Source organism: Streptomyces sp. NPDC056361 (assembly GCF_042262805.1).
Lineage (GTDB): Bacteria > Actinomycetota > Actinomycetes > Streptomycetales > Streptomycetaceae > Streptomyces.
In genome coordinates, this window is sequence record NZ_JBHJQI010000093.1 from 18,951 (window position 1) to 31,792 (window position 12,842).

9 protein-coding genes are annotated in these 12,842 nt (G+C 73.0%); 7 read left to right on the forward strand and 2 right to left on the reverse strand.

The annotated features are described in order from the left end of the window. The first annotated feature begins 398 nt into the window (after window positions 1-398). The 3 genes from ACFCY7_RS26575 (at window position 399) to ACFCY7_RS26585 (ending at window position 3,244) form a co-directional block, all read left to right on the forward strand. A complete protein-coding gene (locus tag ACFCY7_RS26575) occupies window positions 399-911 on the forward strand; it encodes a cysteine dioxygenase family protein (RefSeq protein ID WP_376488571.1) in 513 nt (170 codons plus the stop codon). A gap of 72 nt (window positions 912-983) precedes the next feature. Next, the gene (gene cofD / locus ACFCY7_RS26580) at window positions 984-1,940 is read left to right on the forward strand and encodes a 2-phospho-L-lactate transferase (RefSeq protein WP_376488572.1); all 957 of its coding nucleotides are present in this window, start codon (window positions 984-986) and stop codon (window positions 1,938-1,940) included. Beyond that, on the forward strand, window positions 1,937-3,244 hold the full coding sequence (locus ACFCY7_RS26585; protein WP_376488573.1) for a coenzyme F420-0:L-glutamate ligase: 1,308 nt from the start codon (window positions 1,937-1,939) through the stop codon (window positions 3,242-3,244). Before cofD ends, ACFCY7_RS26585 begins: the two co-directional genes overlap by 4 nt. 156 nt (window positions 3,245-3,400) lie before the next feature. Here the strand turns inward: ACFCY7_RS26585 and ACFCY7_RS26590 are convergent, their stop codons facing one another. Together ACFCY7_RS26590 and ACFCY7_RS26595 are read right to left on the reverse strand one after the other, a co-directional pair. Further along, complete coding sequence (locus ACFCY7_RS26590; protein WP_376488574.1) at window positions 3,401-4,417, reverse strand: DNA-3-methyladenine glycosylase family protein; 1,017 nt, start codon at window positions 4,415-4,417, stop codon at window positions 3,401-3,403. Window positions 4,418-4,893: 476 nt separating this feature from the next. Beyond that, the gene (locus ACFCY7_RS26595; RefSeq protein ID WP_376488575.1) at window positions 4,894-6,423 is read right to left on the reverse strand and encodes a peptidoglycan recognition protein; all 1,530 of its coding nucleotides are present in this window, start codon (window positions 6,421-6,423) and stop codon (window positions 4,894-4,896) included. A gap of 136 nt (window positions 6,424-6,559) precedes the next feature. Here ACFCY7_RS26595 and ACFCY7_RS26600 point away from each other — a divergent pair, with 136 nt between their 5' ends. The 4 genes from ACFCY7_RS26600 to ACFCY7_RS26615 all read left to right on the forward strand — a co-directional run bounded on the left by ACFCY7_RS26600 (window position 6,560) and on the right by ACFCY7_RS26615 (window position 12,799). After that, window positions 6,560-7,312 carry a TIGR03089 family protein gene (locus tag ACFCY7_RS26600; RefSeq protein ID WP_376488576.1) on the forward strand — a complete coding sequence of 251 codons (753 nt, stop codon included), beginning with the start codon at window positions 6,560-6,562 and terminating at the stop codon, window positions 7,310-7,312. 307 nt (window positions 7,313-7,619) lie between these two features. Next, window positions 7,620-8,999: an LCP family protein gene (locus ACFCY7_RS26605; protein ID WP_376488577.1), complete on the forward strand. Its 1,380-nt coding sequence runs from the start codon at window positions 7,620-7,622 to the stop codon at window positions 8,997-8,999. Between the two features lie 258 nt (window positions 9,000-9,257). Continuing rightward, window positions 9,258-10,979 (forward strand): LCP family protein, encoded by a 1,722-nt coding sequence (locus tag ACFCY7_RS26610; protein WP_376488578.1) that lies wholly within the window; start codon window positions 9,258-9,260, stop codon window positions 10,977-10,979. A 50-nt stretch (window positions 10,980-11,029) separates the two neighbouring features. Beyond that, window positions 11,030-12,799: an LCP family protein gene (locus ACFCY7_RS26615; RefSeq protein ID WP_376488579.1), complete on the forward strand. Its 1,770-nt coding sequence runs from the start codon at window positions 11,030-11,032 to the stop codon at window positions 12,797-12,799. Window positions 12,800-12,842: the final 43 nt, after the last annotated feature.

Below are 12,842 nucleotides of genomic sequence, written 5' to 3' on the forward strand. Positions count from 1 at the left end.
TCACGGACCGTGACGAACGGCCACGGCCGATCGCACGGGCGTCGCCATGTTTACGGGCGCGGTCGAAGCGCCATCTCTCCTGGTCCGCGCATGAACAAACCTTTCTCCGCGCACTGTAACCGGATGAGGTGAAACATTACCGCCAAATCGGGCATTGAGTTGACAGTCGGGTGCCCCACCCGCCACCTTTGGTGGCATGCCAGCGACCACAGCGCCCGCCGCGACCCACGCCCGTGGGTTCCGCCGCGCTGTCCAGGCGCGCTGTTGCTGTTGTTGTTCCAGCTGTTGATGCCGTAGAGCTCCAGCTTCTTCTCCCAGCGTCACCCTGCGTCACTCGCGTCACGCCTGCTTCGTGACCCCCCACCGCTTCTGTTTCTGCTGAGGAACCTCCCCATCCCATGAACATGGACAGCGACCTTCAGATCGCCGGCGACATCCTCGAGGTCCCGCACCTCCTCCAGCCCGAGCGCGCCCACCCCGTCACGGTGGCCGAGTTCGCCGGCCTCGCGACCTCGATCGCCGCCGACCGCTCGCAGTGGGCGCCGTACGTCGAGTACGACGCCACCACCCGCTGGTACCACCGGCTGCGCACCGGACCCGGCTACGAGGTGTGGCTGCTCTCCTGGGTGCCCGGCCAGGGCAGCGGACTCCACGACCACGGGCTCTCCTCCGGCGTCCTGACCGTCCTGGAGGGCGAGTTGACGGAGCGTACGGACCGGGGCGTGCGGACGCTCGGCGGCGGCGCGCAGCGCGTCTTCGCGCCGGGATACGTCCACGAGGTCGTCAACGACTCCCTCGAACCGGCCGTCAGCCTGCACGTCTACTTCCCCGGTCTGACGGAGATGCCGATGCACGAGTCGCTCCAGGCCCAGTGCGCTCCGGCCGACCTCGCCCCGGTGGCCCGGGGCTGACCGCGGCCCGTCGGGCCCGCCCGTCTCCCGACCACCCTCATGCGAGCGGCCCGCGGCTGACAGACTGTCCGCATGCGCATTGTGGTTCTGGCCGGTGGTATCGGTGGTGCTCGTTTCCTTCGCGGCCTCAAGCAGGCCGCTCCGGACGCGGAGATCACGGTCATCGGCAACACCGGTGACGACATCCATCTCTTCGGGCTGAAGGTCTGCCCCGACCTGGACACGGTGATGTACACCCTCGGCGGTGGCATCAACGAGGAACAGGGCTGGGGCCGCCTCGACGAGTCCTTCACGGTCAAGGAGGAGCTCGCCGCGTACGGCGTCGGACCCGAGTGGTTCGGCCTCGGCGACCGCGACTTCGCGACCCACATCGTCCGTACGCAGATGCTCGGCGCGGGCTACCCGCTCAGCGCCGTCACCGAGGCGCTGTGCACCCGCTGGCAGCCCGGCGTACGCCTGCTCCCCATGTCCGACGACCGCGTCGAGACGCACGTGGCGATCGAGGTCGACGGCGAGCAGCGCGCGGTGCACTTCCAGGAGTACTGGGTGAAGCTGCGCGCCGCCGTGGACGCGAAGGCGATCGTGCCGGTCGGCGCGGAGACCGCGAAGCCCGCGCCGGGCGTCCTCGACGCCATCGCCGAGGCGGACGTCATCGTCTTCCCGCCCTCCAACCCCGTGGTGAGCGTCGGCACGATCCTGGCCGTGCCCGGCATCCGCGACGCGGTCGTCGCGGCCGGGGCGCCGGTCGTGGGCCTCTCCCCCATCGTCGGCGACGCGCCCGTGCGCGGCATGGCCGACAAGGTGCTCGCGGCGGTGGGCGTGGAGTCCACGGCCGCGGCGGTGGCCAGGCACTACGGCTCCGAGCTGATCGACGGCTGGCTCGTCGACACCGTGGACGCGGGAGCCGTACCGGACGTCGAGGAAGCGGGCATCCGCTGCCGCGCCGTGCCCCTGATGATGACCGACGTGGACGCGACGGCCGAGATGGCCCGCGAGGCCCTGCGGCTCGCCGAGGAGGTCCGCGCGTGACCGCCATATCCCCCTCGTACCGGGTCTGGGCCCTCGCCGGGCTGCCGGAGGTCTCCGCCGGGGACGACCTGGCCGCGCTGATCGCCGCCGCGTCGCCGGAACTCGCCGACGGGGACGTCCTCCTCGTCACCTCCAAGATCGTCAGCAAGGCCGAGGGCCGGGTGATCGCCGCCGACGACCGCGAGGCGGCCATCGACGCCGAGACGGTGCGGGTGGTCGCGCGGCGCGGCGCTCTGCGGATCGTCGAGAACCGGCAGGGCCTCGTCATGGCCGCCGCCGGGGTCGACGCCTCCAACACCCCCTCCGGGACCGTGCTGCTGCTGCCCGAGGACCCCGACGCCTCGGCCCGCCGCATCCGGACCGGCCTGCGCGAGGCGCTCGGCGTCGACGTGGGCGTCGTCGTCACGGACACCTTCGGCCGGCCCTGGCGCTCCGGACTCACCGACGTGGCCATCGGGGCGGCCGGCGTGCGGGTCCTCGACGACCTGCGCGGCGGGACCGACGCGCACGGCAACCCGCTCAGCGCGACCGTCGTCGCCACCGCCGACGAACTCGCCGCCGCCGGCGACCTCGTGAAGGGCAAGGCGTCCGGTCTCCCGGTCGCCGTCGTCCGGGGCCTGCCGCACGTCGTGGCCGGCGACGAGGAACCGGGCGCCCGGGCCCTCGTGCGCGACCCCGCCGACGACATGTTCCGGCTCGGGACGTCGGAGGCCGTACGGGAGGCGCTGACGCTGCGGCGGACCGTACGCGAGTTCACCGGCGAGCCCGTCGACCCGGGCTCGGTGCGCCGGGCCGTCGCCGCGGCCGTGACCGCGCCCGCCCCGCACCACACCACGCCCTGGCGGTTCGTGCTCCTGGAGTCGCCGGAGTCGCGGCTGCAGCTGCTCGACGCCATGCGGGACGCGTGGATCGACGACCTCCGCCGGGACGGGAAGTCCGAGGACTCCATCGCCAAGCGGGTACGGCGCGGTGACGTCCTGCGCAACGCGCCCTACCTCGCCGTGCCCTGCCTCGTCATGGACGGCTCCCACCACTACGGCGACCCGCGCCGCGACGCCGCCGAACGCGAGATGTTCGTGGTCGCCGCGGGCGCGGGCGTGCAGAACTTCCTCGTCGCACTCGCGGGCGAGCGGCTCGGCTCGGCCTGGGTGTCCTCGACCATGTTCTGCCGCGACGTCGTACGCAAGGTCCTCGACCTGCCCTACGACTGGGACCCGCTCGGCGCGGTCGCCATCGGCCACCCTGCGGCGCCGCCGAAGGAACGGCCGGCGCGGGTGGCGACGGAGTTCGTCGAAGTGCGCTGAGGGGTGGGGCCTGGGTGCCCGGCGGGCGTGTGTCGGCCCGGTGGCTGCCGGGCGGGCGTGCGCCGGCGACCCTGAGCGCGGGCGCCCGACGCCTGGCGGGCCCGCTGGGGTCGGGCCCTGCGCGTGGATGCTCGTGGACCTGCGGGCGGGCCCTCCTCAGAGGCCGGCGATGTTGCCCGGTGTCCTGCGGGGGGCGCGGCGGGGCGGGACCCTGCCGCTGAGGAGGATGAGGCGGGCCGCTCGGTGGCGCTGGCCCGCGTACGGCTCCAGGAGGGCGAGCATCGCCGCGTCGTCGGCGGTGCGGTCGCCCGCGAGCGCCCAGCCGACGATGCCGGGGAGGTGGAGGTCGCCGGTGGTGACCTCGTCGGCGGCGCCGTTGCTGCGCTGGATCGTCTCTGCGCTCGTCCACGGGCCGATCCCCGGGATCAGTTCCAGGCGCGCGCGTGCCGCCGGTCCGTCCATCTGCGCGGCCTCCTCCAGGCGGGCCGCCACCCTGGCCGCGCGCACGATCGTGGCCGCGCGCTTGCCGTCGACGTTCGCGCGGTGCCACTCCCAGGACGGGATCTGCGTCCACGTGCGGGCGTCCGGCATCACGCACATGCCCTCGGGCGCCGGGCCGGGCGCCGGCTCGCCGTACTTCCGCACAAGGGTGCGCCAGGACCCGTAGGCCTCGTGCGTCGTCACCTTCTGCTCCAGGACCGACGGGATCAGCGACTCCAGGACCAGGCCCGTACGCGTGAGGCGCAGGCCCGGGCGGCGGCGGTGGGTCGCCATGAGCAGCTTGTGGCGGGGGACGAACGCGGTCGGGTCGTCGTCGGCGCCGAGCAGGGCCGGGAGGGTGTGCCGGAGCCAGGCGGCGCCGGGGCCCCACGCCTCCGCCTCGACCTCGCCCCCCTCGATCCGGACCCGGAGGGTGCCGGGGCCTTCGGGGGTACGGGTGGCCCGCCAGACGGAGCCGTCGGGGGTGGTGCGGAAGGTGGGGTCGGCGGGGCCTCGGCGGAGGGGGCCGAGGGTGAGGCCCAGGTCCAAGGGCAGGCCCCGGCCCAGGTCCGGGTCCAGGTCGTGGCCCTGGGCCCGGTCGTGGCCCTGGGCCCCGTTCGGCGAGCCGGGTACGGGGACGTGACCGCCACGGACCGTGGTGCGGGTGGGGCGGGGTGCGAAGCGGCCGGCCATGGTTCGAGGGTAGCCGGGGGTTGCGCGGGGGTGGGGTGGCGAGCGGGTGGGTGCGGGTTGCCCCGACGGGAGGCGGGGCCTCGGGGTGGGCGAGCGGGGGCGGGCGGCGCCCTGTGGGGGTTGTGCCCACCCGTTCCGCCCTTGGCGGACGTATGCCCATAACCTGGGCGGCGGGTGCGGTCGGGGCGGCCACGGCGAGGGGCCGGGGTGGCCGCGGCCAAAGGGCAGCGGCGACCAGGGCAGGTGTGGTTGCCCGGGCGGGTGCGGTTGCCCGGGCGAGGGCGGGGCCTCGGGGTGGACGTGCAGGGGCGGGCGGCGCCCTGTGGGGGTTGTGCCCACCCGTTCCGCCCTTGGCGGATGTATGCCCACAACCTGGGCGGTCGGGGTGGGGGCCGCGGACCCGGGGGTGGGGGGGGGGGGGGGGGGGCGCGGGGCCGGGGGGGGGGCCGCCCGGGGGGGGGGCCGCGCCCGGGGGGTCAGGTGCGGCCTTGGTATTTGGCGGAGGTGGTGCGGGCGGTGGGGAGTTTGTTGTAGAGGCGGCCGCCGGGGCATTCGGTGGCGAAGCCGTCGCGGTGGCCGGCGATGGCGTTGAAGCGGACGGTGGTGCCCTTGCGGTAGAGGTTGCCGCCGCCGGAGACGAGGTAGGCGGCGCCCTTGGGGTTCACGCCGTGGAGGCCGAGCTTCCAGGCGGTGAGGCGGGCGACGGCGGTGACGGCGGCGGCCGGGGCCGCGCTCTGGCTGTAGGTGCCGAGGACGGTGATGCCCATGCTGTTGGTGTTGAAGCCGAGGGTGTGGGCGCCGAGGACGGGATTGGCGACGCCGCCGGCCCGGCCCTCGTAGATGTTGCCGCACTTGTCGACGGCGAAGTTGTAGCCGAAGTCCCGCCAGCCGCTGCTCTTGACGTGGTAGCGGTAGATGCTGCGCAGGACGGAGGGGGCCTGGCTGCAGGTGTAGTTGTTGCCGGTGGCGCTGTGGTGGACGAAGGCGGCCTTGATGGTCTTGGTGTAGACGAAGCCCTTCTCGCGGATGCTTTCGTCGGCGCCCCAGCCCTTGCGCGTGATGATCTTGGGGCGGGGGCCGATGTACGGCTTCGCGGCGGCGACCGCGACGGGACCGGCCTGCCCCGCGGCCCGGAACGGCGCCTGCCGGAACGCGCGCTCCGTCGCCTCCTTCGACAGGGCCGGGATCCAGGTCGCCCCGTACGCCGCCAGCCGGGAGTTGACCCCGCCGGCCTCCGCCTCCGCCGCGCTCAGACCCGCGTGGGCGGCCGGCGCGGACGGCTCGAACCGCGCGGTGGCCGTACGGTTCCGGCGGGGCTCCTGGGCCTCGGCCGCCGGGTCCTCGCCCGGGTCGACGAGTTCGAGGCGGAGGCCGGCGGGGAGCGGTTCCTCCCCTCGTACGCGGATCTCGACGCCGTCCGAGTCGCCCACCCACAGGGGTGCGGTGGAGCCCCGGAGCGTCCGGGTGGCGCCCTCCGCGGTGTCCGGGTCGGCTCCGTGTTCCTCGTTGTGGGTCTCGACGTCCTGCCACGGGGACCAGGCGGCGCCGCCGGTGGCCCGGGTGCGGACCTGCACGGCCCCGTGCAGCGGGGCCGCCGGGTCGTCCCAGACGACGCCGACGAGCGAGAAGGGCCTGACGTCGCGTCGGGTGAGCCCCTGTTCGCCCGCGCCCGCCGTCTCCCCGCCCAGCGCCCGGCTGGTGCCGGTCAGGGGCACGAGCGGCAGGGACTGGGTGGAGCCCGGCAGTTCGGGCGCGGGCGGCAGCGCCGGGTCCGCCGGGGACAGGGCTGGGGCCTCCAGGGACAGGGCTGGGGCCGCCGGGTCCGCCGGAGACGGCGCGGGGGCCGCCGGTGGCGTCGCGGGTCGGGTCGACGGGAGCGCGGAGACCGCCTGTGGCAGCCCGAGCGCCGAGGGCACCACTGCCGCCGCGGGAGCGGCGAGGGAGGCCGGCAGGGCGAGCACCGCCGCACAGGTGACGGCGATCGAGGAGGCGAGTGAGGCACGCATAGGCCGATCGTGCGTATCCCGTGGCCGTTCCGCGCGTCGGGAATCCGCCCGGAAATTGACGGGCCGTCGGGCCGACCGGTGGACGGCGTCACCGGTACGGCGGACCCCGTGCGCCCGCCCGCGTACGCTGTCCGGCGTGAACGCCAGCGACCGCACCCCCGCCGACCTGCTGCGATCCGCGCTCGCCGCGGACCCGGCCCGCCCTTTGATCACTTTCTACGACGACGCCACCGGTGAGCGCGTGGAATTGTCCGTCGCCACCTTCGCCAATTGGGTGGCCAAGACGGCGAACCTGCTCCAGGGCGAACTGTCCGCCGCGCCGGGCGACCGGCTCGCGCTGCTGCTGCCGGCGCACTGGCAGACCGCCGTCTGGCTGCTGGCCTGCTCTTCCGTCGGGGTGACCGCGGAGGTCGGCGGCGATCCCGCGGACGCCGACCTGGTGGTCGCGGGTCCGGACACCCTGGAGGCAGGTCTCGCCTGCTCCGGGGAGCGGATCGCGCTCTCGCTGGCCCCGCTCGGACGCCGGTTCCCCGCCGCGCCCGCCGGGTACGCGGACTACGCGGTCGAGGTACCGAGCCAGGGCGACCGTTTCGCCCCGTTCGTACCGGTCGACGCGGACGCTCCGGCGCTCGTCGTCGACGGTACGGAGCGCAGCGGCGCGCAGCTCGTCGAGCAGGCCCGCACCGATGCGGCGACCCTCGGCCTCGCTCCCGGCTCCCGGCTCCTCTCCGGCCTCGACTACGACGGCTGGCAGGGCCTCTCCTCCGGCCTGTACGCCCCCCTCGCGGCCGGCGGCTCCGTGGTGCTGTGCCGGAACCTGGACCGGCTGGGCGGCGAGGGCCTGGAGAAGCGTGCGGAAAGCGAGCGGGTGACCCACCGGGCGCTCTGAGCGGCACGGACAAGCACACCCGTCCGCCCGCGCACCGGCACAGGCACCGGCACCGGCACCGGCACCGGACTCTCCTCGCCGGCCCGGCGCCCGGCCGAAACCCCGGCCTCGGCCCCTCACCCCGCCGAGTGCCCCATTCGGCGTAGGGCCGCGCCGAGTCCCCGGGTCCGTGCGCCGAGTCCGGTACATGATCGGCCGGGGGGGGATTCGTCTCCTTCCGCACAACCATGCGTCGGGCTCGGCCGTCTCCTTCGACGACCGGTGGCCGCCCGTCGCGCCGCCGACGCCATGAAGGACGGACCCAGACGTGACGGACCGTGCAGGCACGCCCGCCGAACCGGACCCGGCGGCAGCGGAGGACGCGCCGGCGTCCGGTGACGCCGGGGCGCCCGGCGCGCCGGAGGAGCCGGGGACACCGGAAGGGCCTGGCCCCGGCGGGCAGGAGGGGCCCGGGTCGCCGGAAGGACCCGGACCCGGCGGGCAGGGAGGGCCTGGGTCGCCGGAAGGACCCGGGACCCCGGAAGGGCCCGGTGCGCCGGAAGGGCCCGGGACCCCGGAGTCGGCGCCGCGCAAGCGGCACTGGTTGCGGTGGACGGCGCTCGGCGTCTCGGTCGTCGTGTTGGCGGCGGCCGGGGTCGGGTGGTGGTTCTACCGGAAGCTGGACGGGAACATCACGACGGACACGACGGCCGCCGACGAGCTCCGGAGGTACGAGAAGGAGCGCCCGCCGGCGGGCACGTCGACCGCCCGGAACATCCTGCTCATCGGCTCGGACACGCGGGCCGGCGAGGGGAACGGGAAGTACGGCCAGGACAAGGGCACGCAGCGCTCGGACACGACGATCCTGCTGCACCTGTCGGCGGGGAACACGAGCGCGACCGCCATGTCCCTCCCCCGCGACCTGATGGTGACGATCCCGAGCTGCCGCAAGCCCGACGGGACCCGTACCCGCGAGCAGTTCGCACAGTTCAACTGGGCCTTCGAGTTCGGCGGCACGGCGTGCACGATCCGTACGGTCGAGAAGCTGACCGGGATCCGGGTGGACCACCACATGGTGATCGACTTCCGGGGCTTCAAGAAGATGGTGGACGCGGTGGACGGCGTGGAGGTCTGCCTCAAGGAGCCCGTGAACGACGCCGACGCCCATCTGAAGCTGCCCGCGGGGCGGCAGACGCTCCACGGCGAGCAGGCGCTCGGCTTCGTACGGGCGCGGAAGTCGATCGGCAACGGCAGCGACACCGAACGCATGGACCGCCAGCAGCAGTTCCTCGGCGCGCTCGTCAACAAGGTGCAGAGCGACGGGGTGCTGCTCAACCCGACCAAGCTCTACCCGGTCCTGGACGCGGCGACCAAGGCGATCACCACGGACCCGGGGCTCGACTCGCTGCGGGACCTGTACGACCTGGCGCGGACGATGCGGTCCGTGCCGACGGAGAGGGTGCAGTTCCTCACGGTGCCGCGGCGCGCGTACTCGTACGACGCGAACCGGGACGAACTGGTGCAACCGGCGGCGAGTCAACTCTTCAAGCAGCTGCGGGAGGACAGGCCCGTGGTGGTGGAGGCGAGCACCGAGGACGACGACCGGAAGCCCGCCGCGGACGGGAAGCCCGACGACGCGGACACCCAGGCTCCGTCGCCCACCCCCACCTTCACCGGGCGGAACGCGGCGGAAGCGGTGTGCTCATAACAAGGAGCCGACGGGGACGGCGAGTAAAGGGCGACTCAAGGGGAGGGTGGGGAGCGATGAGGTTTGAGCAAATTGTCCAGTTGTAAGCGGCGTGGAATTTGTCACGGACGTCGCCCCACGCTGAACTGGGCGGATAGTGTGACGCGATCCGGTGCACCCCGACCGCGTGGTCGCACTCACCAAGGATCGAACGACCGAGAGAGCGGCGCCCTGTGGGGGAGGCGCCTCGCGTGGCACCGACGGAGGACTCGAGTAACCGTGGACGCGCACAGCCGTGGACGGGCGGACGAGATCGACCCCGCCGACCAGTGGGTACTCAACCCGCAGACGGGCAACTACGAACTGCGACTGGACCGCTCCGCTGGGCAGCCGCAGGCGCCGACCCGTACCCGCAGACCCGCCCCCTCCACCCCGTCGCCCGCGCCGACCGAGGCGCCCGTTCCCGGCCAGCGCCGCCGCCGCGCCCCCGAGCAGGCCGACACCGGCCGGATCCCGCCCCAGGGCCGGCGCAAGCGCAAGCAGGGCGCGTCCCGCAAGAAGAAGGTCCTCCTGTGGACCGGCGGGACGATGGCGTTCGTCCTCGTGGGCGGCGCGGCCGGCGCGTACGCCCTCTACAAGAAGCTCGACGGCAACCTCGACGTCGTCGAGGTCGTCGGCAAGAACGCCAGCGAGGGCTTCGCCAAGGGCAAGGCCTTCAACATCCTGGTCATCGGCACCGACAAGCGGACCGGCGAGGGCAACGCGGGCTACGGCGACAAGAACAGTCCCGGCCACGCCGACACCACGATCCTCTTCCACGTCTCCAAGGACCGGACGAACGCCACGGCGCTCTCCATCCCGCGTGACATGAAGACGGACATCCCCGAGTGCCAGACGCTCCAGCCCGACAAGACCATCAAGACGATCCCCGCCGAGCGGGACGTCCGCTTCAACGTCAGCCTCGGCCAGAACGGCCGTGACGCCGGCTGCGTCATGCGCACGGTCAAGGAGTTGACCGGCGTCGAGGTGGACCACTTCATGATGGCCGACTTCAACGCCGTCAAGGAGATGACGACGGCCATCGGCGGCGTGAAGGTCTGCGTCGAGAAGCCCGTCAACGACTCGAAGTCGCACCTGAAGCTGCCCGCCGGCGAGTCCGTCATCCAGGGCGAGCAGGCCCTCGCCTTCGTCCGCACCCGGCACAGCTTCGGCAACGAGAGCGACCTGGACCGCATCAAGGTCCAGCAGCAGTTCCTCAGCTCGATGATCCGCCAGATGAAGTCGGACGACACGCTGACGGACCCGGGCAAGCTGCTCGACCTCGCCAACGCGGCGACGAGCGCGCTCACCGTCGACTCCGGCATAGGTTCGCTCACCAAGCTCCAGGACCTGGCCGGCGAGCTGTCCTCGATCGACACCAAGAACATCGCGTTCACGACCCTGCCGGTCGTCGACAACCCCGCCGAGAAGGTCAGGGCGACGGTCGTCCCCGACCCGGTCAAGGCACCGCAGCTGTTCGCGATGCTCCAGTCGGACACCTCGCTCACCGAGGTGAAGAAGCAGCAGCAGGACGCCAAGAACGCGCAGACGCAGGCGCAGGCGGCGCTCCTCAAGGGCGCGCGGTCCACCGCCGCCGAGGTGCGCGTCGACGTCTTCAACGGCAGCGGCGTCCGGGGCGCGGCCCAGTCGACCATCAACTGGCTGCAGAACGACCAGGGTGTGACCCGCTCCACCAACAAGAGCAACGCCCCCGAGAAGGCGGCGAAGACCACGCTCACCTATGCACCGAACCAGGCCGATCAGGCCCGCAAGCTCGCGGACATGATGGGTCTGCCCGCCTCGGCGCTCAAGCCGGGCACACAGGACGCCGGGGTACGCGAGCCCATGACGCTCGTCCTCGGCGCCGACTTCAAGGGCGCGGGGGTGCCCGTCACCGGACCGGCAAAGGCGCCGAAGGATCTGGAGAAGGTAGCAGCTGACAAGCAGGTGTGCGCCAAGTAAGCCGGAAACAACGGGACTTGGCACACGCCTGACTGACGAGGGGACCTGGGGTGGGACAGAACAGCGTGCGTGGGGAGGGAACGCGGAAACGCGTTCCGCGCGCCCGTGAACTGGGCTGGGACGACGACCTGTACGGCGCCGGTGAAGCCACCGGCGCGGGCGGGAGCGCTCCCGAGGAGCCGGCGGAGGCCGACGCGCCCGCGCCGGGCCGCGCCGCGCGCCGGCGCGGGAACGACGCCGACGGCGGCAAGGGCGCCGGCACGGGCCCCGGCGGACGTGCCGCGGCACGCCGGCGCGCCAAGAAGTCCGGCAAGAACAAGGTGCTGCGCTGGACGGCGATCACACTGTCGTTGCTGATACTCGGCACGGCCGGCGCCGGATACCTGTACTACGAGCATCTCAACGGCAACATCCGCAGCGGTGACCGCGCGGGCGGCAGCAGCGGCGTGAAGAAGGCCGCGCCGAACGCGCTGGGCGACACGCCTCTGAACATCCTGCTGATCGGCTCCGACAGCCGTGCCGACGAGAAGAACATCGCGCTGGGCGGCGGCCGGAAGGACAAGGACCGCAAGCCGCTCGCCGACGTCCAGATGCTCCTGCACGTCTCGGCGGACCGCGAGAACGCCTCGATCATCTCCATCCCGCGCGACACGGTCGTCCGGATCCCGGAGTGCAAGGGCGAGGACGGCAAGCCCTACGCCGCCACGAGCAACCGGCCCATCAACGAGAGCCTCCAGCGGGGCGGCCCCGGCTGCACCCTGACGACCTGGGAGAGCCTCACCGGGGTCTACATCGACCACTGGATGATGGTCGACTTCGCCGGTGTGGTGTCGATGGCGGACGAGGTCGGCGGCGTCCCGGTCTGTGTGAACCAGTCCGTCTACGACCGCTCGACTCCGGCGGCGCCGGGCGGCTCCCAGCTGAAGATGCTGAAGGGCACGCACGAGGTGCAGGGCGAGCAGGCCCTCCAGTGGCTGCGCACCCGGCACGCGTTCGGCAGCGACCAGAACCGCGCCAAGGCCCAGCACATGTACATGAACGGGCTGATGAAGAAGCTCCAGGGGCAGAACGCCTGGACCGACACCGGGCGGCTGATGGGGCTTGCCGAGACCGCCACCAAGGCGCTCCAGGTCTCGGACGACCTCGACACGGTGAAGAAGCTGTTCGACCTGTCGATGCAGCTGAAGAACGTGAAGATCGACCGCCTCACGACGGCGACGGTGCCGACGGCGCCCTACCCGCCGAACCCGGATGCGTGGCTCCAGATGGTGCCGGCGTCCGCGGACAAGATGTGGTCGATGCTCCGCGACGACGTCGCCATGGACAAGAACGGCGATCCGGCCGGCAGCAAGACGAAGCCGAAGTCGACCGCGTCGGCGAAGCCGAAGACGCCCGCCGAGGCGCCCGGCGCCTTCGACGTGACCGTCGTCAACGGCACCAGCGGCGACGGCGACCAGTCGGCCGTCGAGGGCCGGGCGGGCGATCTGGCCCAGGTCCTCCAGGGCAAGGGCTTCACCCGTGCCGAGGCCTCCCGCGAGGGCGGGGGCCGCAAGGACACCGTGGTCACCTACCCCAAGTCGGACGGCGACCAGGGCAAGGCGAACGCCCTGTCCGTCGCCAAGGCGCTCGGCCTGCCCGACTCGGCCGCCCGCGCCGACGACAAGGCGCAGGGCATCACCCTGGTCATCGGCGCCGACTGGCGCGAGGGCAGCATGTACAAGAAGCCGACGGCCAAGGCGGGCGACCTGCCGGAGGGCGCCGACGACAAGGCGACCTGCATGGACATCTACTCGGTCTACAAGTGGGACGGGAAGAGCTGACCGCACTCCCCCGACGTACGGCGACGGCCGGGCCCCTTCCGGG